Raw genomic sequence first — 26,458 nt, 5'->3', positions numbered from 1 at the left:
TTTACGACCAAGCACTAATTACATTTTAAACAATCTAAGGAACTGGAAAGAAGATACATTTCACAAATAAATACATATCTTGGAACTATGAAAAAAATTTTACTTATGTTACTGGTCTTACCGCTGCAATTGTTAGCGCAGGAGCCCCCTGGATCCGTTCAATTTTGGGATACCTTAAAGAATCACTGTGGAAAATCTTATCTAGGCGAAATCATTGCCGGCGGAAAAGAGGGCGATGGTTTTACTGGCGAGAAGCTAGTCATGCATATACGTGCTTGTGATGCCAATGAGATTAGAATTCCATTTTTTGTTGGGGAGGACAAATCTAGAACATGGGTGCTGACTAAGGGCGCAAATAATTTGATTCTTTTAAAGCACGATCATAGAAAACCTGACGACTCTGATGATGACGTTACGCAATACGGCGGACTCAGCCCAAATACAGGAAGAGCGGATATTCAGTTTTTTCCTGCGGATCAATTTACCGCTGATTTGTTAGCCCATGCCGCGAATAATGTATGGTGGATTACTGTGGATGACACCTCATTTACCTACAACCTACGCCGCATAGGCACTGACCGATTGTTTTCTGTGAAATTCGACCTGACTAAGGAAGTGGAAACGCCTAGTGCACCTTGGGGAACGGAAGACTAAGCTGAAATCACATGTTTGACTTTTAAAACTGCCGATCTAAACTAACCACTTCCCTACCAGAAGTGGTTTTTTAAATCTGATATTCTTAAATTGCATAACATTAAAATAATCTTAGTTTATAAGGAGCGCATCAATTAGTATACCTTTGTACTACTAAAAACCAACTTTGAAAGCATATCTTAAAACCATAGAAATATTTTTAAAAAGCTCTCATTTTTATAGAGGTGTCCGCTTAACGTTTGCTGTGGTCACACCATTGATCCTATTCTATTTTATTGGAAATTTTGATTACGCTCTACCAATTGTTATGGGTGCTTTTTTGAATGCGCCAGGAGATATTCCCGGAAGTTTAAAGCGGAAAGTCAACGCTATTTTAATCAGTACGGTATTGACCATGCTGATATTTACCATCATTCTATTTTGTAAACCCTACCTCCCACTTCTCATTGTGGTATTGGCAGCCATTTCATTTTTCATATCCTTGATATCCGTTTATGGGTTTAGAGCATCGTTAGTATCCTTTTCAGGATTATTAGCTATGGTACTGGCTTTTGCTGTCCAAAAAGAAACAGCATCGGAGATTTTTAGTCATGTGCTTTTGTTGGGATGCGGTGGACTTTGGTATCTGCTGATATCTTATGTGTTTCGAAAGTTGGCGCCTAAAAAAGATGAAGTTCAGTTTTTATCTGAAACGCTCACCCTTACTGGAGAATACCTTCAGTTGCGCGCACGTTTGCTGACCAAGAAAACAAAACGCCAAGAGCTGATGCAGAAAGCCTTTGTGCTGCAAAGTCAGATTAATGAAAAGCATGAAATTTTAAGAGAATTGCTCTTTTTGGAACGGAAACGTTCAGGGCGTTCACATTATGATGAAAAGCACCTGCTAATCTTTATTTCATCAGTCAATATTTTTGAACTTATTGAGGCCAAAAATTTAGATTACAATGATATGGACCGCCTGTTTAAGGATCGGAAATATCTGAGAGCGTCCAAAAACCTGAATAAAGTCATGGGCAGCCAATTGATGACTTTATCAGACTTGCTGATCAAAAATGATAAAGTGTCCGATAAGGATATTCTATTGAATACGCTGTCTAAAGTAAAGGATAATATCAGACAATATATTGATGATGTTCAGCTTCCCAAAGCACGTGAAGGGGCCTTGGTGCTTCGGAACCTATATGATTATCAAGAACATATTGCGCAAGAAGTGAGAGCCATCCGTCGGGTGATGGCGAATGTTAAAGACTCTTCCAAAGTGTCTTTAAAACGTCAGGATACCAGTCAGTTTTTAACCCTTCAAGAGTACCGTTTAAACGTGATTCTTCAAAATTTCAGTCTAAATTCTACTTTGTTCAGACATGCCCTTCGGTTTACCGTTGCTATGGTGTTCGCCTTTATATTAGGCACGCTGTTGGATATTCGAAACACCTATTGGATTCTGCTCACCATCATCGTCATTATGCGCCCCAATTATGGGTTGACCAAAGAACGTTCTAAAGACCGGATTGTCGGCACCCTAATTGGAGCTGCTATTGCAGTCGGCATTGTATTACTCACCCAAAACGTCATAATCTATGCTGTTTTGGCTATCATATCGCTCACCTTAGCCTTTTCTTTAGTACAGCAGAATTATAAATCGTCAGCCGTCTTTATTACCATCAATATTGTGTTTGTCTATTCGCTTATTAATCCGGATGCTTTCCAAGTCATCCAATATCGAGTAATTGATACCATACTCGGTGCAAGTATTGCGGTGATTGCCAATTATATGTTATGGCCTAGTTGGGAAGCTTTAAATTTAAAGAATGTGCTTGTAGATGCCCTTAACAAGAACCAAAAGTATCTTATAGCAACCCAAAATTTATATCATGACAAAACCGAGAATGAACTCGCTTATAAACTCGCCCGTAAGGAAGCTTTTTTAGCGATTGGTAATTTAAATTCGGCGTTTCAACGATTGACACAAGATCCAAAATCAAAACAAAAGGAATTCCAGCTTATTTATGGGATGGTGACCTTAAATCAGACGATGGTTTCTGCAATTGCCTCTATTGGTAGTTTTATAATCAATCATCAAACCACCCCGGCTTCAAAAGAATTTGATGCCCTTATTTTAAGGATTGCTAACACGCTCCAATCCTCCTGCTCAATTTTAAATGATACGCCAATTGACTGTGAAACCACAACTATTGATATAGAAAAAGCCCAGGACAAACTTATGGAATCCTATCACAGCTTATCGAAAACAAGAGATGCCAACATACTGAAAGGGGAAACAGAATTGGATACAGAAACACTTCATAACCTCCAAGAGGCGTATTTAATTGCCAACCAATTGGTATGGTTAAAAACACTTTCTGAGAACTTAGAAAAAGCGACTTTAAAATATCATGAGGCTATATAAAGCCAAACCTTAGAAAGCAAAAAAATCCACTTCATTTATCTGAAGTGGATTTTTTTTATAATTCTTGACCAGTAAGATTACTCTTTGAATGCCCCAACACCTTCTTTCATCCATTCTAAATACTCCTGAGCATTTGGCGTATACCCTACAGGGTCATTAAGATTTTCTTCATCATGACCAATAAGCACATAAAAAGGTTGCGTATTGGTTTTATAGCGTATGGTTTGGAATTCACTCCATTTTTGCCCGATATACTTTAGTTGCTTACCTGGTCGTAATTTAGATTCTATGACCTCATCCTCTTCAAGTCTACGCTTATCGTCCACATATAAGGAGATCAACACCACTTCATTCTTTAGCATGTTCAACACCTGATCATCAGGCCAAACATTCTGTTCCATCTTTCTGCAATTCACACAGGCCCAACCGGTAAAATCTAACATGATAGGTTTGCCGACTTTTTTAGCATAGGCCAAGCCTTTGTCATAATCATTAAAGGCCAATATTTGATGCGGTGCTAATAGATGTGCCCCATCAGGCAGTTCTTGAGCCTCGCCTAAAACAGCACCTCCTCCAGTTTTAGAATTACCAACACCATACGGCGACTCCGCATAATCTAATGGTGGTGGGAACGCACTAATTAGGTTAAGTGGCGCACCCCAAAGTCCTGGAATCATATAAATGGTAAAACTCAATACTATCAATCCGAGGCTTAAACGCCCCACAGAAATATGGGTGAGTGGTGAATCATGTGGCAATTTGATTTTTCCGAAGAGGTAGAACGCCAAGGCACCAAAAATAGCGATCCAAATTGCGATGAATACTTCACGTTCCAAGAAATGCAGTTGCAACACTAAATCTGCTTGTGAAAGGAACTTGAAGGCAAAGGCCAATTCTAAAAATCCTAAGACCACTTTAACAGTATTCAACCATCCGCCCGATTTTGGAAGGGAGTTCAACCACCCTGGGAATGCAGCAAATAAAGCGAAAGGTAGCGCCAGTGCCAATGAAAAACCTAGCATCCCAATCATTGGGGCAAGTCCGCCTTTAGTAGCTGAAAGCACGATAATGTTTCCTACAAATGGACCTGTACAGGAGAAGGATACAATAGCCAGTGCAAGCGCCATAAAAAAGATGCCCGTATACCCACCTCTATCGGCCTTGCTATCAATTTTATTTGCCCACGATTGTGGCAACATGATTTCAAAAGCCCCTAAAAAGGATACGGCGAAAATTACAAGGATAATAAAAAACAATAGGTTAAAAGTGACACTGGTAGAGAACTCATTAATGGCACTTGCCCCAAAAATAGCTACCACCCCTGTTCCTAAAATAACATAAATAATGATGATGCATAGCCCGTAAATGATGGCGTTCTTAACCCCCTGAGATTTGTTTTTGCTTTGTTTGGTAAAGAAACTCACCGTCATCGGAATCAATGGAAACACACATGGTGTAAACAAGGCGATAAACCCGGCACCTATACCTAAGATAAAAATGGTCCAAAGTCCTGTATTATCAGACTCTTTTTCTTGTTTGTCTGTAACGATAATGTCCTTATCAGCATCTGTTTTTACTGGGTTTTGAAAATCAATAATGCCTCCAGTTTCAGAAGCACTAGTATTATCTTCAGAAATTTGTTTGGCTTTGGTTAAATCAAAATTTAGGTCGATGTAAGACGGTGGCAAGCAACGCATATCATCACAAACCATAAACTCAACTTCACCTTTTACGATGGACAGTTCATTGTTCAATACTTTAATACGTTGTCTAAATTCCGCAGCGTCATCAAAATACTTGATCCGCATATTAAAAATAGGATCATCAACGGTGCGCCCTTCTTCTTCACTGGTGTTTCCGACAAGTTCAGCATCCTTTGTAAGATCGTAAGTAAAAGCAGTTGCTATTGGTCCGTTTTCTGGAACGCTTTGAGAGTACAAATGCCAACCTCGGTCAATTTTGGCGGTTGAAATCAAATCATACTCTGTATCAGAAATCTTTTCAACGGAAGTAGACCATTTAACAGGTTCCAGTACTTGTGCTTGTGTGGTAAAAAATAAGGTGAAAAAGAAAAAATAAAGAAAACTATTTTTCATTACGGTGGGGTTACTTAGGGAATTTATCACTATTTAAACTAATAATATCGTCTGTTTATCAGGTGCTTTATCTATAAGACGCTATAAATAGGGAAAGCACTTGTTTTAAAATGCCAAAACTATTTGTTTTTATATAAATGTCAAGCCGCAAAGGTAATTAAAAGAAACTTCAAGACCATCTTGATAGCAGGATCTCCACATCTTTTAATAAGAAATTAACACCTCAAGATTACAAATACCATACATCAAAATCATCAGTGTCCAGTAAAACAGGTAAAAAGTTTATAAACCCCCTTAAAGCATGATCTGGTTCGAGAACTTAAAAATGACACCTTGTTTTTGGAACCAATTTCACTTAAAGTGATTGGCAAATTTAATTTAGAATAACCACTGTTTATCAGTCAGTTACAAATCAAATCTTTGTTCTTTGTTCTTTATTCTTTATTCTTTATCGGACATAATACATCAAAATATATTATTGCAATGATAAGTTACCTGCCAATTGTTTTAGTGTAATCTCTGAAAGCTTTGCTTGATAAATAGCATTGCTCAACCGTAAGCTGGCGTTAATATAATTAAGTTGCGCCGTCCTAAATTCGATGGTTGGGATGGTTCCTATTTTATATTTTGCCAAAGTGATGTCAAGGTTTTCTTTGGCAATATCTTCGTTGCTTGTTTCCAATTCAATCAAACTCAAATTGGTCAGATAAGTTTGATAGGCGGTGTGTAATTGCGATGTTATGGTTTGCGTTTGCTGTTTGATGCCGATATCAGCATTTTCAATTTGAAGCTTGGCTATTTTTTCAGTCCGATTTTGATTGGAGCCGTTAAAAACATCAATACTCGCTGCAAATCCGTAGTTCCAACCTTGTGCATTATTTTTTGTGGCAAATCCTAAACTCGATTCGGAATCGCTAAAATTATAGCTTGTATTCGCAGAAATTCTTGGATACCGATTGCCTCTAATCTGTTTTAATTCTAATTCAGAAATGCGCTTATTGATGAGCTGTGCTTGTAGTTCGGGATTTTGAGTCGTCGCTAATTGTTCCAATTCTGCCAATTGCAAATCCGTAGCAATGATCACCTCATCCTTCACATTAAAATCAATATCAGTGTCACGACCAAGAATCTCATTCAACCTGATTTTAGTATTTTCATAAAGCTCAAGCTGTTTAATTTGAAGGGTCCTATCGGTATTGAGATCCACCGTGGCGTTGAGCACTTCTAATTTAGAGGACTTCCCGATGCTGAATCGGTTATCAGCCAATTCTACGCGCTGTTTAGAAATAACCAAGGTACTATCCAATGCGGTGAGCTGTTGCTGTTGATGCACCAAATCATGATAAGTGATCATCACATCACTTACCCTGTCCAACAATGTGGTTTGCAGTTGAGCTTTCCCTAATTTTTCAAGTTCCTTCAATTGATCGTAGCGCGCAAACATTCCTAAACCATCAAAAATGGTCCAATCTAAACCTACACCATAACTGAGGTTATTATTTTTGGCATTATCCAATTGAATTACATTGCCATCAGAACGGGTTTGGGAAATATTTTGGGCGCTATTGTTGGTGCTGGCCTGCGCAAAGACTCTGGGCAACATTCCAGCAAAACCTGGACTCACGCCTAAAGAATCTGCTTCCAGATCATTTTTTGCCAAACGAATCTCGTAATTGTTTTCTAGAGCAATTTCTACCGCTTTTTCAAGCGTCAACACGTCTTGGGCATAGATTTGGACGGACAACATCCCCAAACATATACTAAGACCTAATGACCATAGTTTATTCGGTTTCATAACTATCAATTTTATCAAATTCTGGATGGTGTTTTTTCTCTCGAGACCACATCATATATATTGATGGTATAACAAATAAGGTCAAAATAAGCGAAAACATAGTCCCACCAATAATCACAACCCCCATACCTATTCTACTTGTTGAAGCGGCACCAATAGACAACGCAATTGGCAAGGCACCTAAAGCGATGGTTAAACTGGTCATTAAAATAGGGCGTAATCTCGATTCTGACGCTTTCATAATGGCTTCGTATTTATCCATACCTTCCTCCCGGAGCTGGTTGGCAAACTCCACAATTAGGATCCCGTTTTTGGTGACGAGACCAATTAACATAATGGTACCAATTTGGCTAAAAATATTCCAAGTTTGTCCAAATAGCCATAACGAAAATAAGGCACCGGCAACGGCCATAGGTACGGTTAGAATAATGACGAAGGGATCTATAAAACTTTCAAATTGTGCTGCCAAAATCAGGAAAATGAGCAGTAATGCCAAGCCGAAAGCAAATAAGGTGTTGGAACTACTTTCAACAAAATCTCGAGACTCTCCTCCTAAATCTGTCGTAAAGGAATCATCCAAAACTTGGGCTTTTATACTTTCCATGGCTTCAATGCCATCATTGATACTCATGCCCGGCGCTAAACTTGCAGACACTGTGGCGGACATATAACGGTTGTTGTGGTAGAGTTGCGGCGGACTACTTTGCTCTTCTGTAGTGACCAAATTATCCATTTGAATGAGTTGTCCTTTATTATTTTTAACAAACATGGATTTCAGGTCCATTGGAGCATTTCGATCTTTTTTATCAAATTGACCAATCACTTGATACTGCTTCCCATTCATCATAAAATACCCAAAACGCTGGCCACTTAAGGATAATTGCAGCGTTTGTGCCACATCCAACACGGAGACCCCTAAACTCTTTGCCTTATCACGATCTATAGTCACATAAATTTCAGGTTTATTGAATTTTAAATCGACGTCGGTATTTGCAAACACTGGATTACTTTCCGCCGCTTCCATAAACTCAGGAATCTTTTCCTTTAACTTTTCAAAATTAGGGGCTTGAATGATATATTGAATCGGCATCCCTCCTCTTCTATTGACGGCAATGGTTGGCGTTTCAGACACACTTGAACGTGCATTTTCGAAGGTTTTAGTCCAACGGGTTAAATCTTCAGCAATCTCTTTCTGCGACCGATCACGATCACTTGGATCTACCAAAGAAATGATGGCACGACCGCTATTTACAGAAGATGATCCAAAACCTGGCGAAGTAATAATTAAACTCACTTTCTTTTCAGGAATGGAATCGTTGATCAAATCAGTCATTTCATTCATAAACCGATCCATATAGTCATAGGATGCGCCTTCTGGAGCCGTCACACTCACACGAATATAACTTCTGTCATCGTAAGGTGCGGTTTCCTTTTGAAGTAAACTATAAAACAACCCTATCATGATAAAACAAATTACTAAAATTGGAAAACTCCACCATTTTTTCTGCATAAAATTCCCCAGAGAGCTCGCATAGGCAGTGTTCATTTTTACAAAATACCGCTCCGTAAACTGGTAAAATTTTGAGCGTTTCTGTTTACCTGGTTTGATCAAATAAGCATTCAGCATCGGGGTTAATGACAACGACACAAATGCCGAAATCAGCACGGCGGCACCTATCACCACGCCAAATTCCCTAAAGAGTCGTCCCACAAACCCTTCCAAGAAAATCACCGGTAAGAACACCGCCGCCAAGGTTACAGAAATAGAAATAACCGCAAAGAAAATCTCGTTGGACCCTTTAATGGCCGCTTCAATAGGCGACATGCCTTCTTCCACTTTTTTGTAGATATTTTCAGTAACCACAATCCCATCATCAACCACCAAACCGGTGGCCAATACAATAGCCAAGAGCGTCAATACATTGATGGAAAACCCGAACATCCACATGATAAAGAACGTCGCGATTAAAGACACGGGAATATCAATGAGGGGACGCAAGGCCATGGACCAGTTTCTAAAAAAGAAGTAGATAACTAAAATCACTAATACAATAGTAATGGCGAGGGTTTCTACCACTTCAATGATGGAGCGTTTTACAAAAAGTGTGTCGTCTATAACCACGTTTAATTTGAAATCTTCTGGTAAATCCTCCTTTAGCCTTTCAAATTCCTCATAAAAACCATCGGCAATTGCTATGTAATTAGCACCAGGTTGCGGCACGATGGCCAGTGCTACCATAGGTTGCCCAGAATCGCTCAATTTGGTTTCCATATTTTCGGCTTCCAAGGTTGCGTTTCCAACATCACTGAAACGGACCACTTTGCCGCCTTCTGACGAAATAATAATGTCGTTGAATTCTTCCTCTGTAGTAAGGTTTCCGATGGTTTTTACGGTCAGCTCTGTATTTGCTCCCGTGAGTTTTCCTGATGGCAATTCGACATTTTGAGATAATAAAGCTTGTCTCACTTCTGAAACTGTCACACCATAAGATGCCAGTTTAATAGGGTCAATCCACATGCGCATGGCGTACCTGCGTTGCCCCCATATTTGCACACTACTTACTCCAGGAATGGTTTGCAGACGTTGTGCAAGCACATTATCAGCATAGTCCGTAAGTTCTAATATATTTTTATTATCACTTTGTACCGTCATGGAAATAATTGCCCGAGAATCGGCATCGGCCTTTGAAACTACTGGTGGGGCGTCAATATCCTGAGGCAAACTTCTTACGGCCTGAGAGACTTTGTCGCGCACATCATTAGCCGCTTCCTCAAGATTTTTATCGAGATTGAATTCAATACTAATTCTGCTAGAACCTTGGTTACTGGAAGACGTTATATTTCTGATGCCATCAATACCATTGATGGATTTTTCAAGAGGCTCAGTAATTTGCGACTCAATAATATCAGCATTTGCACCAGAATAACTCGTACTGACGGATATTTGCGCAGGATCAATAGAAGGAAATTCCCTGACCCCAAGATAGGTATAGCCAATAATCCCGAAGAGCATGATGGCCAAGTTCATCACAATGGCTAATACAGGACGTTTAATACTTAAGGTGGATAAACTCATTAGCTTTATTAATTCTTAAGGTTCACTTTTACTGGCGTTCCATTTTTGAGTGACATCACACCTGAAGTCAGTATGGTATCTCCTACTTTAATTCCAGAAAGCACCCGCACCATACTGTCAGTTCTGGCACCGGTTTCTACCACTACTTCTTTTGCTTTCCCGCCATCTAAAACAAATATTTTTTTACCATTTTGAATGGGAATTAATGCTTCTGTAGGTACTAACAAGGCATCATCAACAGTTTCTAGAGGCAACGTGACGTTTGCGAAGGTTCCTGGGTAGAGTTTTCCTTCTTTATTTTCGGCAAGGGCACGCATCTTTAAGGTCCGCGTGGCAATGTCCACTTGCGGTTCAATAGCGTAGATTTTGGCGCCGTGCTCTTCTTTTGAATTGGAAGTCGTAAAGGTAAGGGCACTCCCAACATTCATGCGCGAAACATATTTTTCGGGAATGGCAAACGTAAGTTTCAGCTGACTTGTATTGACCAAATTGGCAATTGGCGTGGCCGGCGTGACGTACGTCCCTTTGGAAATGGACCGTAGCCCAATTGTGCCCGAAAATGGCGCACGAACGGTAGTTTTTGATAATTGAGCGGCTATGAGCTGTGATTCTGCTTTCGCCGATTCAAAATCGGCATTGGCCATGTCATATTCTTCTACACTGATAGCTTGTTTGTCTAATAACAACTTCGCCCTGCGTTGGTTTTCTGAAGCCAGTTGTTGTGCTGTTTTTACTTTAGATAATTGTGCTCGGAGTTCAATATCATTCACCTGAAACAGTACTTGTCCTTTAGATACTTTTGCACCTTCTTTAAAGTTGATACGCTCTACAATCCCAGAAATTTCGCTTCGCAATTCAATCTCTTCATTTGGTTCTAACGTCCCAGAAAGGGTTAAATTATCGGCAAATTTTTCCGCTTTAAGCACCTGTCCTTGTACACCCATGATGCTGGGTGTCTTTTGTGCATCTTTCGGACTGTTAATTTTTGAATTAGTACTTATTCTATAGGCAATGAGTGCAATTATGCCGAAGACCAGAAGCGTGAAAAAGATGTATCTTTTTTTCATTTAAAGAGTTGTCTAGTAGTTAAGGATACTTCCTGTATAGACAAATCTAATTTTTTAATGTGAAAGACGCTGAGTGTTCGATTTTTTTTAACAGTAATTAACAAATTATCCCTACGGAATCAACCTCGATTCTAAATAATTAAATATCAAGTCCGTCCGTTCTTAGAAGAATCAAATCTGCTAGCTTTTACTATTAAACAACATTTCTAAGCAATTATAAAATTAGTCAAATGGTATTATAGTGAATGTATAGTTATAGTTCTTATCTGCCGGAATGGTATACTCTGGATGCACTAGTCTACCCCACGAGGTATCCCCCCCAACTCCCATTTGCAGATAATCAATGTTCCACTGCACCGTTTCTCCTATTTTAATATCTGCACCATGTTTTTTCGTCACGGGCACTAAACCAGAAGCCGATGCGCTGGCATCTTCACTATTAAAATCGATTTCGGTCATATCAAATGGCCAAACACTGGTGTTGAGTAAAATTGAGCTTGTGGCTTTTAAAGACAGCTGTGGCGATGAAACGATAACCCAGCGAACATCTGTTTTATTTCCAGTTTCTTGAGGACGAAGGTATCTTTCAAACTGATCTACAATTTTCCCGGAATACACACCCGTTTTAACCCCTGTTTTTCTGTCCCAATAGCTTTCTGTTGCGCCTTTTCCATACCAGGACACTTCTGAAAAACCTTTTGGTAAGGTCATGTACAACCCTAAACGCGGAATGTTTGGCAGATCTTTTTGGTTAGGAGAAAAATTATAATTGACATTCATACTCCCATCTGTTTTTAAAGTGTAATCCACTTCTACTTTTGCCTCATCATTTGGCAAGATATAATCGACTTTATACGAAACACCCGCTTTTGACATCACAGGACTTCCTACTAACTTGGAACTATAATTATAAGTGGCGTCTTGCCAGATTTTAGCCCATTGATGCATATTGTTCCCTAAATCATTATCAGTTGGTGCTCTCCAGAAATTTGGACGGATGGCTTCGTTGGTGATGCGCTTACCTTGGTAGATCCACGATTGAATTTCTCCGGAATTTGCATTAATTTGAAGGGCGACCAGCTCATTTTTAATCGTAACAACGTCCCTATCTTCGATGATTTCGAGAGCTTGTCCTTCAGATGGCATCAATTGATCAACTTTCCCCTTTTGAAGTAAAAACTCATCCCATGCCACCTCATGCCCTTTCGGGATTAAATTTTTCGATTCTTCTTGAATCAAACTGACTTGAAGTAAAAACTCATTTTGGGCAGCCAATGAACTTGGAAACTTTTGAAGCTTCAATTGAGTGATTGCTTGAGGTTTTACATCGACTAAAATAGTATCATCCTGAACCACTTCTTTTCCATCTTTAAATAGCTTCCAGGAAATGGTTTGATCGGAAAAATCACTAAAGAAATTCTTGTTTTCAATCTCTATGATACCATTGCCCAAATAGTTGAACTGTACGGGTTCATAAACTTTTTTTACTTCGGTTAAATGTGGATGCGGCACACGATGAGGATCTACCAAACCATTATTTAAAAAGTTTCCGTCTGTTGGTAAATCTGGATGATAATCGTGCCCATAGGCAAAATACGGGTTGCCATTTACATCTTTATATTCTAAGGCCTGATCTACCCAGTCCCAAATGTAACCGCCTTGAAGATTAGGGTAGGTTTCAATAATATCCCAGTAATCCTGCAAGTTGCCCACCGAATTGCCCATGGCATGGGCATACTCAATCATTATGGAAGGTTTGTCAGAATCAGACTGTCCGTGATTGATCAGATATTCTGGCTTGGGATACATCGGGCAGTACAAATCTGTATAATCTTCCTTTCCTGCAGGTTCGTATTGTACAATCCGATTATCATCTTGTGCTTTAAGCCATTGGTATGTGGTTCTAAAAATCTCACCCTTTCCAGCTTCATTTCCTAAGGACCATGAATAAATTGATGCATGATTTCTATCGCGGTAATACATGCGTTGTGTACGCATTTCATGCGCTGGCAACCAGCTCATTTCATTACCTATTTGGGTTTTTTTATCAATGGCTAACGGATGGCTTTCAATATTTGCTTCGTCTACAACATACAATCCATAAGTATCACAGAGTTCTAACCAGTACGGATCATTGGGATAATGCGAAGAACGCACCGCATTAATGTTATTTTGTTTCATCAGCTGGATGTCCTTTTCCATTGATTCTCGTGATACAATGTGCCCCGTTAAAGGATCAGTTTCGTGCCTGTTGACCCCACGAATATAAACGGCCTTTCCGTTGATCAAAACTTGAGAGTTTTTAATCTCTACGCTTTTAAAACCTACATTTCTTGTGATAAATTGATCGTTTTTCGAATTTGTTTCATCTTCTAAAACTATTTTTAAGGTGTACAAATTTGGCTGTTCGGCAGACCATTGTTTTACATTTTCAAAGCTGTTTTCTGAAAAAAATTGTACAGTTTCATTCGCTGGAATATCTAAAATTTTAGAATCTGTGAATTTTGATGTTACCCCGTCATAAACTTCTACAGACACTTTTCTTTTAACCGGTTTTTGTGAATGATTGGCTATTGACACCGTATTTTTAAAAATCCCGTTGGTGTAGCTTTCATCTAAATTGGTGTAGGCATGATAATCAGCAATAGTTACTTTTGGTTGCGTATATAAATAGACGTCGCGCTCAATACCACTCATTCGTAAAAAATCCTGGCTTTCCAAATAACTGGCATCGCTCCAACGGAACATTTGCAAAGCCAACATGTTTTTTCCCGCTGTTAGATATTTGGTGATATTAAATTCGGCGGGCAATTTACTGCCTTGGGAATAGCCTACATAGTGGCCGTTGAGATACACATATATTGCCGATTTGGCACCGGCGAAATGCAAGATGACATCTTCAGATAAAAACTCTTTATTTAAGGTAATCTCTTTTCTATAGGTACCTACAGGATTATAATCTGTTGGTGCATCTGGCCATTTTGTAGTAAACGGATACCGCTCGTCTAAATAAATTGGGTAGTCGTACCCCTCCAATTCCCAATTGGCCGGAACGGGAATTGTGGCCCACTCGGAGTCATCATAATTGACATTTTGAAATGTGGTGGGCCTTATTTTTGGGTCTTTTACCCAATTAAATTTCCACAGTCCGTTTAAACTCAAGAAGCGTTTTGAGCTTTCCTTTTCTATAAGATCAGCCGATTCAAACCCGAAATAGGTTGCTCTGGGTGGAAGCTTATGGTCTTCAAATACTTTATGATTAAAATGAGAGATTTGTTGTGGTACTTCTAAAAGAGATGCTGTTTTACAACCCATCAGTATAAATAAAACAAGGGCACTGAATAATTTTAATTTCATGTGTTTACTTTAATTGCCTGCCATGACAGCAAGAGTGGTTTTTTTAATATTTGCCAAAGGGTATGCTCGTGCACAAACTAGCATTCCGTTGGACGATTATACTGTTGACGTGCGCGTTCCTTTTTGAATAAATTTAAAATCGTATGAGGTCTTCCGCTAATATCTTTCTTAGATAAAGGAGTAATTCTTCGGCGTTTTCTTTGGTAAAAATAATTGGGGGCTTAATTTTCAATACATTATGGTCGGGACCATCGGTACTCATTAAAATACCATGGTCTTTCATTCTATTTGCTAAATAATCGGTTTGGGCTGCTAATGGAGTCATTTGACCGTCCACCAATTCAATCCCAAGAAACAAACCTTGTCCTCGTACATCACCGATAATTGGAAATTCTTGAGCCAGCTTATGGAGTTCTTCTTTTAAGAATGTTCCAACTTGTAGCGCATTTTCCTGTAAGTTCTCACGTTTTACGGTACGTAACACTTCAGTAGCAATAGCACAGGATACGGGATTACCTCCAAAAGTGTTAAAATACTCCATTCCATTCGCAAACTTATTCGCAACTTCAGGTGTACACGCCACTGCTGCAATGGGATGTCCATTACCTAATGGCTTGCCAATAGTGACAATATCTGGAACGACATCATGTAATTGAAAGCCCCAGAATGTTTTTCCCATTCTGCCACACCCTGTTTGTACTTCATCAGAAATACAAATGCCGCCTGCGGCTCTTACCTTTTCATAGGCTTTTGCCAAAAAGCCCTCGGGCAATTCAATTTGTCCGCCACAGCTGATAATAGGTTCTATGATGAATGCACCAACACCGCGAGCTTTTTTATGAATCGCATCGATTTGCTTTTGGACTTCGTCCGCGTATTTTTCTGCGCTGTCCTCACCTCTAAATTTTCCTCTAAACGCATCAGGTAATGGAAAAATATGAGTGTGTTCTGGTACACCGCTTCCACCCTTTCCATCAAACTTATAAGAACTGATGTCAATGCACATATTACTATTGCCGTGGTAACCTACTTCACTCGCAATAATGTCACGTTCTCCTGTTGCCGCTTTAACCATTCTAATGGCCAACTCGTTGGCTTCACTGCCCGAATTGACAAAATGCAACACGCTTAATTCGGGTGGTAAGGTTTCAATAAGCTCTTGGGCCAAGGCGTTGATATTGTCGTGCAAATAGCGCGAATTGGTATTGATCAAAGCCATTTGTTCTTGACCCACCTTGACCACGTTATAATTTTCATGGCCTACATGTGCCACGTTATTAACGGTATCCAAATATTTGCGTCCGTACTGATCCATTAGATATTGACCCGCACCACGGACCATTTTGACGGGCTCTTTATATTGCAGACTTAAACTTTTACCTAAATGTTGTTTTCTATAGTGGATTAATTCGTCATTGGAAGTGCTAACAGTTTTTTGAAGCGCTTCGGATTTAAATAATACATTCGGATTGGGACAAATGTTTTTCCATACAGCTATTTGATTATAATAAGCAACACCGGGGAAATCATTTTTATAATCTAAAAGTGACAACATCACCTGAAAATGAAGATGGGGCACCCAATTGCCGTTTTCATCTGAAGTTCCCAATTCGCCAATTTTATCGCCTCTCTTTATAAGGTCTCCCGCCTGATGTTTTGTAGCGCCCGTTACTGATAAATGTCCATAAAGCGTATAGAATTCCAAAGTGCCGGTATGGTGTTTTAAAATCACCAATCCACCATATTCTTTATTACCAGCATCGTTTACGGCAATCACCACTTCGCCATCTAACAAAGCATGAACAGGCGTACCATGAGGCAACCAGAAATCGACACCTAAATGGATGGTTCTATTTTCTTTTCCCGAATTCCCTATATTACTAAAAGCATCCGAAGTGTATAAAGCCCGTGGCTCCAAATAACCACCAGCGATAATTTCTTTTGGATGTTTCTTTTGAAGTTGATTGATTTTAAACTCAAAAAGATCCAAATCATTAAAATCTTCTTGGTGACCAATCCATTTGCTCGACACGCTTAAATCGAGATGATGCGTTTCTTTTTTGTGAATAGTAGGAAACAGATGGTTAAGTTTAAATCTTTGTTTTTTAGCCCACTTCTTAAACAACTTTGCATTAGGAAGCGCCTCATACCCACAGGCATTTCTAAAACTAAAATGGGCAAAATCCGGACTGATATTACGCCATTTTCCAAGAACTTCCCACGCTGGTTTTTCACTGATTAATAAGTAGACGTTATCAGGTTCTTCTATCTTATTGAGGGCCGATTTTGTCACTGAAATCACCAGCCGCATGGCAATGGCATTATATAAATGAATTAACTCCTCCTCTTCTAAGGCAAAAGTTGAATGATACCCTTTAACAATAGGCAAAGCCGCTTCCAACGGATCGTTATGATGCATTATGGCATAGGCACAAGCCACGGCAAGATCATTAATTATCTGGGTATGAACAGCATCACCATAATCTATGATGGCTTCAACTTTAGGCTCCATTAAATCTGATGAGACGATAATATTATTATCGTTGGCATCGTTATGAACCACTGCTTTTCTTAATTTTGAATAGGTGTCTTGGGCCTTTTCAAATTGATTTTGAAAATATTCAAGAATTTCTCTTTCTTCATCCTGAAACAATTCCACATGTGCTTTTGTCCAAAGAGATTGCGCCACATCCCAATCAAAAGTGCGATGTGCTTGCTTATGGTCAAACCCTTGTAACGCTTGAGTCAATAACCCGCATTGCCGGCCCAAACTATAACGCAAATCGTCTAATTGCGGATTTACGCCACTCCAAACACGTCCAGAAACCCAGCTTAACAAGCGTACATGACGTTTGTTTCCGAAATTATCAGTGATTTTGGAAATGGAATTTTCTTCGACATCAGAAATCACTTTGGGTGCTATAACATGTTGCCCATTGTCTGCAACAAACTGCAATAGTTGTTGTTGAAAATCGAGATAGTCTTCATTTTCGTTGGGGCGCGAAATTTTCAGAATGTAACCCTGGGCAGGATCCTCCTTAATTCTAAAGTTAAAATCCAATTCGCCAGGAAGTTCTGTTGCATTGCCCTGTATACGGTAAAGCTTAAGGAGGATGTCTTCCGCTTGCTGGTTTGATATTTTTAAGTTGTTGTATTTCATTTAGTCATTTTGTAATAGCATTATAAGATGCGCTGCGCTCCAACTGAAATTTTGGGCATTTAAACCTTCTCCCGTTATCGGATGGTAATTTTCACGAATTGCCGGTCCTTTTCCTAAAACACCATTGGCACCGTCAATAATTTGTGTTGTAGCTTGATTTGCCTCCGTATAAAAGCCGTAATTGCGCAAGCCTTCAACTCCAAAATAAGCCTGATCCAACCAATTTGGCCCTCTCCAATAGCCTTTTAGCGGATTGAATTTTTCGTGATCTGCACTCATGGTTTGAAACGGAACTTTGGTATAGAACTTCTCAGGATCCATCATTTTAAGTTTTACGGCATTAGCTTGCTCTTGCGTGGCTGCATTTGCCCACAGTGCAGTCCAGCCTTCACTGCCTTCACCTTTAATAAATGTTTTACCATCAATAGTGGTATCGTAAAACCAACCGTCTTCTGGGTCATAAAATTGCTGTTGGATTTTATCTTTTAGTATTTCAGCCTCATTTTTATAGAATTTCGCATCTTCTAACTTATTGATGACCTCTGCCAATTCACTTAAATATAGTTTTTCAGCGTACAAATAGGCGTTTAGATCAACACTTTCCTGATCTAAGGAATACGCACCTTCTCCGTTTTTGAGAATTTTGGAATGATCAAAACGAATGGCATTATCCATTCCGCTTTCCCATTTTGCAGCAATTACAGTTCCATCAGTAGAACCATATTCACACAATCCGTCTTGATCGTGGTCGCGTTTGGCGTACCACCATTGGTGATACTTCTTTAGTTTTGGATACAACTCTTTTACAAATTCGACATCCTTATCTTTTTCGTAAATTTTAGCCACCGCCCACGCCGAAAGTGGCGGTTTGGTATCTCGGTAATTATGAGCTTCAATTGTGGTATCTCGGAAGACACAATCGACTATAAATCCATCATCACTTTGAAAATCGAACATGGCCCGCATTTGATTCTTTGCCAGATCTAGGTCATAATACGACAATCCTACAGCATGTTTCCAAGAGTCCCAAGCCCAAAATCCGTGGAATCCTATATAATGATAACTGGGAAATAAACCTTCTTGAGTAAGCTCCCCAGCAGGAATACGCCAATTATTTTGCAAGGTTAAATGTGATTTGGCCAAAACCTCAGCATATTTATCATCCATAAACTCCGGTTTCCTGTTTTCAATTATTGATTTTAACTGACCGTTCTTTTCGCTTTTTCGAGCACTAAAAACCGAATCAAAACTCACATTGGCTATGCCTTGTTTTTCTTCGTCCCAAGAATATTCAGGAAAAATAAAGGTCTGCGCCACTATTATTTCTTTAGATTCGTTGGGCTTCAGGGTTAAAACGTTTTTTGCTTTATACTGTAAGCTATCAACCAACTCTATCTTTATGTCTTTTGGAAAAGTAAGATAACCTTTGGCATTGGTTTTTGTAGAATTAACCGTGATAGTGTGATCTTTTTGTGATAAGGAAATGCCATCAATTAAAATTGGAGTATTTTCCCAAAGCAGTTCTACATGGATAGTTTTATCACCCGTGTTTTTTATTTTGGTCTGTACTAAAGCCGTGTGCCCATTTTTAAAAACTAATAGGTCTTGTATAGATAATCTTTTACTAGAATAGTAATTTTCCAGATGACTGGCATAACTATGGGATGATTCGGTCGTTAACGGCTCAAAGGTATCGTCCACCTTAATGGTAGCCCCCATAAAAGAAACACTTAACCAAACACCGTTTTGCTGGGTCATTAAAAAAGGCCCTGAAAAGCCAATGGATGCCTTCGATTCCTTTGGCTGTCCATAGGCAAACCAAGCGCCTTGATCAGAGAACATTAATCCCGATCTATCTTTAGCATCTTTTGGTGTGCTGTGATAATCTAAACTATTTTTACTAAAATTTAAGAAACTAGCTGTATCCTCCGTTTTTTGCGACTCTTTTGAAGTATTGCAACCCAAATTAAGCATCAACCCGAAGACAAATAAGTGTTTAATCATTTTTATTAGATACATCTTTATTACCATTTGAAACTATTAAATTCTAAGCAAACAAATTTCGGATTTTTATTGGAATTTATTCAAAACTCACCTTTACTTGACCTTACAAATGTAGGTTTTAGAAAAATATATAAATTAATAATGACGATATTTGATATCATGCAAATCTTTCTGACGATAGAGCATAACCTTGTTGCTTATAAATTCCGACTCATGACGAAATTGACATATGTTATTCTATTTACCTTTATGTGCCTCTGTTTTGCAACTCAGGCTCAAACGAATATCTGGGATGAAAATCCAGCAGACTCACAACTTGAGCTGGATAGTTTATTAACCGTCTTACCTACGGTAACACGCGCCGATAAAATCGGCTTGCTCAATAGGATTGCAGAGATCTATTGGTCCATCAATCCCGACAAAACCATAGAATATGCCTCTGAAGCATTACAACTCTCTAAGGAATTCAATCAAAAAGAGCAAGAAGGTTTAGCACTCATAAATCTCTGCCAAGGTTATTTGTTTAATGCTATTTTCGATAAAGCGCTGCAATACGGTTTACAGTCTTTAGAAATCCGTAAAGAAATTGGTAATGACTATGATTTGGCCTTTACATTACGCACGCTCGGCTGGTTGTATTATGACATCGGGTATTTTGACAAAGCGTTGGAATATCATACCGAAGTATTGAAAATACACGAGAAAATAGGCTCCAAACAGCGCATTGCCTACAGTTACAACAGTATAGGGCTAATTCATGAAGGGAAAGGCGATTGCAATTTAGCATTATCGTTTTTTAAGAAATCCTTAGAACTTATTGAAACACTTAATAATAAGGACAGGATTGCCGAGGCCATGACTAATATGGGCATTTGTTATCGTAAAATCAATGACCTTGGCTTAGCCATAAAGTTCTTAGAGTCGGCGCTGGAGATTACGAATGAAATTAAATTTGAACACAAAAAAGTATATATCCTCCATGAACTATCTATTGTTCATTTAATGCTCGAAAACTTTGACAAAGCGTATGCATTGCTGGAAGAATCCAGAATGATTATTCAAACCATAACTAATAACAAGGAATTAATTTTAGAGAACAATAAAATTATGTCTGATTATTATTTAGCCATACACAACTACAAGGAGTCCTTTAGCTACTACAAGAAATACATAGAAGAATCCTCCAAGATTTTCTCGAGTACTGAAAGCGAAAGACTCGCCGAAATGAGAATTTTGTACGAGGCAGAACGACGCGAAAACGAAATTAAATTATTGGAGCAAGAACGACATTTAGAAGCACAAAAAAGAAACTTCCTATTGATTGGTGCTCTATTGTTGGCAATTATTGCCATGCTTATAATTGGAGGGCTCTGGAACAACATAAAAAAGAAGAAAGCAATTTACTTGCAAAGCCACAAACTATCCAAAGAGAAATTAAAAACACAATATTTAGAACGCGAGAATCTTGAACATAAATTAGAATTTCGCCAAAAGGAGCTTACAAATCTGGCCTTGTTTATTTCACAGCGCACCTCAATCTATAAGGATTTCACCAAGTCTTTAAAAAATCTAAAATTTACCGATTTAAAAGAACTCAAAAAAAATATTGACAGTCTTATTAAAGAATACACTTTTAAATTTGACTTTAATGAAGACATTCAACGGTTTCATGCCAATATAGAAAATTTACAAAGCGATTTCTTATTTAAAATCAAAGAAGAATTTCCGCACCTAACAGACAAAGATGTTCAACTTGCCGTACAGGTAAAACTCAAACTCAGCTCCAAAGAAATTGCCAACATCAATAACATCTCTTTAAATTCTGTAGAAATTGGAAGGCATAGATTAAGAAAAAAACTAGGTTTGGATCAAAAAGACAACCTGGTTAATTTTCTGGAAAATATTTAAGTTTTAAGGTTGGTTCCGATGCATATTCATTCTTGTTTATTTTACAACACGATCAAATAATCCACTTATCCCTATAAAATCAAGGGTTTACAACACTTTAGTCATCCTTAAAAAAAGCTTCATCAATTAAATTTTTCAAAGATTGTAAAGGTCAAGTAAAGGTGCTTTCTAATGATTTGTCTCTAATTAATTTCATATTTGGTATTCTTAAACTTAAGTTAAAATAAAGTTTAAGCTAACTAACAAAGAATTTCTTAATATGAAACAAAAACAATCAAAAAATCCAAGGCACACTTTTAAAGGTCTGTTGTTAGCACTTTTTGCAGTGGTATCTTTTGGATTTATGACCAACTCCTATTCTCAAGGCATTTTGATAAAAGGAACGATTACAGATAGTGCTGGAAATCCTGTTCCAGGAGCAACGGTGGTCATTAAAAGTACGCCAACCGTTGGGACACAATCTGACTTTGACGGCAATTATTTCCTTGAAGTACCAAACAGTCAAACCATATTAATATATAGCTACCTAGGATATTCAACTAAGGAAATTACGGTAGGCAACCAATCTATCATTAATATATCTCTACAAGAGAGTGCTGAAGATCTGGACGAAGTCGTCATTGTTGGCTATGGTACCCAAAAGAAAAGTGATGTCACTGGAGCCATAAGTTCCGTTAAAAGTGAAGATCTGACTAAAGTGGTGACCACAAATCCGGTAGACGCACTTCAAGGGAGAGTTTCAGGTGTTACGGTAACATCTTCATCTGGAAGCCCCGGCGCTACGTCAGATATTACCATTAGGGGCATTGGGAGTTTTGGAAATAATCAACCGCTCTATATTGTTGATGGCGTGCAAGCTGATCCTTATTTTCTAAATACAAATGATATTGCGTCCATAGAAGTATTAAAAGATGCTGCTTCTGGCGCTATTTATGGCACCAGAGCTGCCAATGGAGTTATTATCATAACCACAAAAAAAGGTAAAGTAGGTAAAACAAAAATTGAGATAGAAAGTTCCCTAAGCACCAATACAACAAGAGAAGACATGAAGTTGTTAGATGCCGACGGCTACGTTTCCGTACATAAGCAGATGTATGAGAATGCAGGTGCCAATCTGCCCCAGTATGTCCAAAATCCGCCCAATGTAAATACCAATTGGGTTGATGAAACTCACAGAACTGGTCAATTAAATTTGTTGAATGTTCGGGTAAGTGGGGCCTCTGACAATATTAACTATAGCGTTGCAGGCAGTTATGCTGACGAAAAAGGAATCTTAATAGGATCTGGATTTTCCAAAAAAGGCATCAATGCGAACATTGCCTCTACGAAGGGAAAATTAAAAATTAATACCAGTTTAAATTACAGTGAAACAAAACAAGAAGATTATAAATTTTCACTTAGAGAAACGTATTTTATATCGCCTTTAATACCTGTTTTAGATGCCTCCAAACCTTCAGGATATGGCTATAGAAGTGGCGATTTACCTGACCATAGAAATCCAGTGGGAGAAGATGCCATCATTGATGGGTACACCAAGATGAAATATTTTTTAGGGAATGTCGGTTTTAATTATGAAATAATTGAAGGGCTACACGCCAACGCAAACTTTTCTCTATCCAACAGAGACAATTATACCTATGCTTTTCATCCTCCATTTCAAGTAAGGGATATTGACGATAATCCTCAAAATGAATATGCGTTTGTTTCAGAGTACAACAGTCAATTTAGAAGGATAAATCAAGAGTATACGCTCAATTACCAATTTGAAGTAGCTAAGCATTCTATTAATTTATTGGCAGGTTACCAAAGGATTTCCGAACCATTTAAGGAAACCTATGTACAAGCAGAAGGTTTTAAATTTGATGAGAACGGCGATAAAATACCAGCTACAATATTAGATCCGAGTTTCAACACTTTGAATGCATTTGGCGACGGCACATATTCTGCCGAAGGCACAAACACCGAATATGCATTGGTATCACAATTTGGAAGAGTTAATTATGCTTACAATGATCGCTACTTATTTCAAGCGAGTGTCCGTAGGGATGGCAGTTCAAGATTTGGCAAGAACAATCAATACGGAGTTTTTCCTTCTTTAGCGGCTGGTTGGAAGATAACGGATGAAGATTTTATGAAGGATCAAACCATTTTTAACTTTTTAAAACTAAGATACAGCTGGGGACAGGCTGGAAATGATAGTGCTTTAGGATACTTTGATTATATCGCGCTGATCTCCCAAGGAAAAGACAGAAGCAATGGCGGTTACGTATTCGGCAATCCACAAACCTCATATTTAGGAAGTATCGCCCGCGATTTACAAAATGACGATCTACAATGGGAAACCAACACCTCATCAAACTTCGGAATCGACTTTGCCTCATTGGGCAATAAGTTAAAAGGTGCTATTAACTACTATAAAACGACAACCCAAGATTTGCTTATTACAAAGGAGGTTTCCCCATCGAGCGGTGTTAGCAATCCTACTGTAAACGTTGGTGAATTTGAAAATAACGGGCTGGAATTAGAATTGGGCTATGTCAATAAGGAAGGTGAATTTGGTTATTCGGTTTTTGGAACCTTTACCACCATTAATAGTGAGGTCACCAAACTAAGTAACGCCGATCAAAAATTATATGGGATAGGTCTATTGTTTGGATCAGATCATTTTGTGAACCAAACGCAAGTAGGTTATGAACCTGGAGCCTATTTTTTACCTGTGGCCGATGGAATTTTCCAAACACAAGCAGAAATAGATTCTCACGGTGCACAACCAGATGCCGCTCCTGGAGATATTAGATTTGTAGATCAAAATGGTGATGGTAAAATAGATGCTAAAGATGAAACCTACCAAGGTACCGCAATTCCTAAATATGAATATAGCATGAGCCTTTCTGCAGATTATAAAAATTTTGATTTTAATATATTTTTCCAAGGTGTAGGTGGCAACAAAATATATAACGGTAATGATTTCAGATTATTAAGTTTAGACACTGGAAGGAATTTTAGAGCTGAAGCTGCGAACGCTTGGACAACTTCCAATACGAATACTAACATTCCAAGAGCCGTATTGGGCGACCCTAACAGAAACAGTAGAGCCTCGACCCGGTTTTTGGAAGATGGCGATTATTTAAGAATCAAGACCATACAAATTGGGTATTCATTGTCTAGTAACGTGCTTGAATCTTTAGAATTGGATAAATTCAGGGTTTACCTTACTGGTCAGGACCTGTTTACATTTACCAATTATAGCGGCTTAGACCCAGAAGTTGGTGGAAATGTACTCTCAAGAGGGATTGATAATAATCTATATCCGAAATATAAATCGATAATTTTTGGAGTACAATTAGCATTTTAAAAATTACTAAATATAACAACATGAAAAACGTATATAAAATAGTTTTAGTTGCATTAATAGTAACAACTATAACATCATGCAGTGATGACGAGTTTTTGGAACAAAACTCTGCAGATCAATTAACCTCTGTCAGTTTTTGGAGAAATGCAGAAGATGCGCAGTCGGGTTTAGTAGCAGCCTATTCTGAATTGGAATCCAGAAGTAATTTTTGGGATGGATGGCAGGAAGGACGGCCAGTGATTGAGTATTTCAGATCTGATTATGCTTTACCTGGACCAGATGCGAGTAATTATGCGCATTGGATGTCTATATTCAATTTTAATTATACCAATGGTCATACTTTTCTAGATGTAATATGGACCACGAATTACAAAGGATTAAATTTTGCCAATCAAGTCATTGCTAAAGTTGGAGCAATGTCCTCTGACAAGATTTCAGATGCGGAGAAAAAGCAAATCATAGGAGAAGCGACTTTTTTAAGAGGCTATTACCACTTCAAGTTGTTAACACTTTATGAGCAAATAATTGTAAGGACTGAATTGATATCCAATGAAACCTTAGATAAGCCCCTATCCTCTCGACCGGAAGCTTGGGAAGTGATTATTAGCGACTTCAAACAGGCTGCCGAGATGTTACAAACAGTAGACAATACAGAACCTGGCCGAGCCACCAAAGGAGCTGCCCTAGCCTATTTAGGAAAAGCGTATCTCTATAAGGCTGGAGATGCTACCTCATCTGAAGCCTCTGATTTTGAAAATGCGGCACTGGCATTTAAGCCAATTGTTGAAGGCGCAGCAGGTACTTATACGTTAGAACCTGATTTTTCAAGTTTATTTAATGGTGAAAATGAAAACAATAAGGAATCCATTTTTGAACTGCAATTTAAAACCGCAGATGCCACATCAAACAATTCAACACGATTGCACGCTTTTGTAGGAGATTGGTCCATTGGTGGATGGGGCGGTATTGCAGCTACCCAGGATGTTGTAAACGAAATGAAAAGCGAAGGCATGGTTGCCAGCAATGGACTATATGACAATAGACTATATGGCTCGCTCTACTTTAGAGATCCTTATTACAATAACTCCAACACCAATCAAATGCAGGGCAGCACATGGGATGCCTTAATGATGGAAACTTATACAAACACAAATGATGATGCCGTTTATTTTAGAAAATGGTTACCCAACTATGTTCGGGATAATAGTTATGTTGGTGTTAATGTGGTATTAATGCGCTATGCTGATGTTTTACTAATGTATGCCGAAGCTTTGAATGAAACGGGCGCTACACCTCAAGCCATTACAATCATAAATAACGTGAGAGCAGTTCATGGCCACATGCCTCCAATAACTGCGACCTCTCAAGCAGATGTTAAAACGCAAATTATGCATGAACGAACCATGGAGTTGACATTAGAATCTGTTCGGTTTTTTGATTTGCGAAGATGGAATATGTTAGACCAAGCAATGCAAGCTGCAGGAAGACAAAATTTCAGTGCCGCTTCTCATGCCTATTTGCCAATACCATTGTCAGAGATTCAAACAAACTCTGCCATAAATTAAATTAGTGAAACTCA

Annotated in this window: 12 protein-coding genes; 5 read left to right on the top strand and 7 right to left on the bottom strand. The window is 38.6% G+C overall.

What is annotated here, in order from left to right; genetic code table 11:
* Window positions 1-87: 87 nt before the first annotated feature.
* The gene (locus tag JEM65_RS10440; RefSeq protein ID WP_199599171.1) at window positions 88-654 is read left to right on the top strand and encodes a hypothetical protein; all 567 of its coding nucleotides are present in this window, start codon (window positions 88-90) and stop codon (window positions 652-654) included.
* 166 nt (window positions 655-820) lie between these two features.
* Window positions 821-3,061 (top strand): FUSC family protein, encoded by a 2,241-nt coding sequence (locus JEM65_RS10435; RefSeq protein ID WP_199599169.1) that lies wholly within the window; start codon window positions 821-823, stop codon window positions 3,059-3,061.
* A 77-nt stretch (window positions 3,062-3,138) separates the two neighbouring features.
* On the opposite strand, the gene JEM65_RS10430 is transcribed toward JEM65_RS10435, so the two are convergent.
* From JEM65_RS10430 to JEM65_RS10400, 7 genes are all read right to left on the bottom strand, one after another.
* A complete protein-coding gene (locus JEM65_RS10430; RefSeq protein WP_199599168.1) occupies window positions 3,139-5,157 on the bottom strand; it encodes a protein-disulfide reductase DsbD family protein in 2,019 nt (672 codons plus the stop codon).
* A gap of 475 nt (window positions 5,158-5,632) precedes the next feature.
* On the bottom strand, window positions 5,633-6,952 hold the full coding sequence (locus JEM65_RS10425) for a TolC family protein (protein ID WP_199599167.1): 1,320 nt from the start codon (window positions 6,950-6,952) through the stop codon (window positions 5,633-5,635).
* Window positions 6,939-10,028, bottom strand: coding sequence for an efflux RND transporter permease subunit (locus tag JEM65_RS10420; RefSeq protein WP_199599166.1), 3,090 nt, complete (start codon window positions 10,026-10,028; stop codon window positions 6,939-6,941). The genes JEM65_RS10425 and JEM65_RS10420 overlap by 14 nt, the downstream gene beginning before the upstream one ends.
* Window positions 10,029-10,036: 8 nt before the next feature.
* Window positions 10,037-11,095: an efflux RND transporter periplasmic adaptor subunit gene (locus tag JEM65_RS10415; protein ID WP_199599165.1), complete on the bottom strand. Its 1,059-nt coding sequence runs from the start codon at window positions 11,093-11,095 to the stop codon at window positions 10,037-10,039.
* 222 nt (window positions 11,096-11,317) lie between these two features.
* Window positions 11,318-14,452, bottom strand: coding sequence for a glycoside hydrolase family 2 TIM barrel-domain containing protein (locus tag JEM65_RS10410; protein WP_199599164.1), 3,135 nt, complete (start codon window positions 14,450-14,452; stop codon window positions 11,318-11,320).
* 133 nt (window positions 14,453-14,585) lie between these two features.
* On the bottom strand, window positions 14,586-17,612 hold the full coding sequence (locus tag JEM65_RS10405; protein ID WP_199599163.1) for an aminotransferase class III-fold pyridoxal phosphate-dependent enzyme: 3,027 nt from the start codon (window positions 17,610-17,612) through the stop codon (window positions 14,586-14,588).
* The gene (locus tag JEM65_RS10400) at window positions 17,613-19,616 is read right to left on the bottom strand and encodes an MGH1-like glycoside hydrolase domain-containing protein (RefSeq protein ID WP_199599162.1); all 2,004 of its coding nucleotides are present in this window, start codon (window positions 19,614-19,616) and stop codon (window positions 17,613-17,615) included.
* 213 nt (window positions 19,617-19,829) lie between these two features.
* On the opposite strand from JEM65_RS10400, the gene JEM65_RS10395 reads away from it, so the two are divergent.
* The 3 genes from JEM65_RS10395 (at window position 19,830) to JEM65_RS10385 (ending at window position 26,444) form a co-directional block, all read left to right on the top strand.
* A complete protein-coding gene (locus JEM65_RS10395; RefSeq protein WP_199599160.1) occupies window positions 19,830-21,524 on the top strand; it encodes a tetratricopeptide repeat protein in 1,695 nt (564 codons plus the stop codon).
* Window positions 21,525-21,783: 259 nt separating this feature from the next.
* Complete coding sequence (locus JEM65_RS10390) at window positions 21,784-24,879, top strand: SusC/RagA family TonB-linked outer membrane protein (protein ID WP_199599158.1); 3,096 nt, start codon at window positions 21,784-21,786, stop codon at window positions 24,877-24,879.
* Between the two features lie 20 nt (window positions 24,880-24,899).
* Window positions 24,900-26,444: a RagB/SusD family nutrient uptake outer membrane protein gene (locus JEM65_RS10385; RefSeq protein WP_199599157.1), complete on the top strand. Its 1,545-nt coding sequence runs from the start codon at window positions 24,900-24,902 to the stop codon at window positions 26,442-26,444.
* Window positions 26,445-26,458: the final 14 nt, after the last annotated feature.

Origin of the sequence: Gelidibacter salicanalis, from assembly GCF_016469035.1 — a bacterium.
Lineage (GTDB): Bacteria > Bacteroidota > Bacteroidia > Flavobacteriales > Flavobacteriaceae > Gelidibacter > Gelidibacter salicanalis_A.
This window is presented reverse-complemented; position numbering and strand designations above follow the sequence as displayed.

Bases quoted from the DNA above. Each gene is read 5' to 3' on its own strand.
- JEM65_RS10440 (WP_199599171.1), top strand. From the start codon at position 88: ATGAAAAAAATTTTACTTATGTTACTGGTCTTACCGCTGCAATTGTTA.
- JEM65_RS10430 (WP_199599168.1), bottom strand. From the start codon at position 5,157: ATGAAAAATAGTTTTCTTTATTTTTTCTTTTTCACCTTATTTTTTACC.
- JEM65_RS10425 (WP_199599167.1), bottom strand. From the start codon at position 6,952: ATGAAACCGAATAAACTATGGTCATTAGGTCTTAGTATATGTTTGGGG.
- JEM65_RS10420 (WP_199599166.1), bottom strand. From the start codon at position 10,028: ATGAGTTTATCCACCTTAAGTATTAAACGTCCTGTATTAGCCATTGTG.
- JEM65_RS10415 (WP_199599165.1), bottom strand. From the start codon at position 11,095: ATGAAAAAAAGATACATCTTTTTCACGCTTCTGGTCTTCGGCATAATT.
- JEM65_RS10410 (WP_199599164.1), bottom strand. From the start codon at position 14,452: ATGAAATTAAAATTATTCAGTGCCCTTGTTTTATTTATACTGATGGGT.
- JEM65_RS10405 (WP_199599163.1), bottom strand. From the start codon at position 17,612: ATGAAATACAACAACTTAAAAATATCAAACCAGCAAGCGGAAGACATC.
- JEM65_RS10400 (WP_199599162.1), bottom strand. From the start codon at position 19,616: ATGATTAAACACTTATTTGTCTTCGGGTTGATGCTTAATTTGGGTTGC.
- JEM65_RS10395 (WP_199599160.1), top strand. From the start codon at position 19,830: ATGACGAAATTGACATATGTTATTCTATTTACCTTTATGTGCCTCTGT.
- JEM65_RS10390 (WP_199599158.1), top strand. From the start codon at position 21,784: ATGAAACAAAAACAATCAAAAAATCCAAGGCACACTTTTAAAGGTCTG.
- JEM65_RS10385 (WP_199599157.1), top strand. From the start codon at position 24,900: ATGAAAAACGTATATAAAATAGTTTTAGTTGCATTAATAGTAACAACT.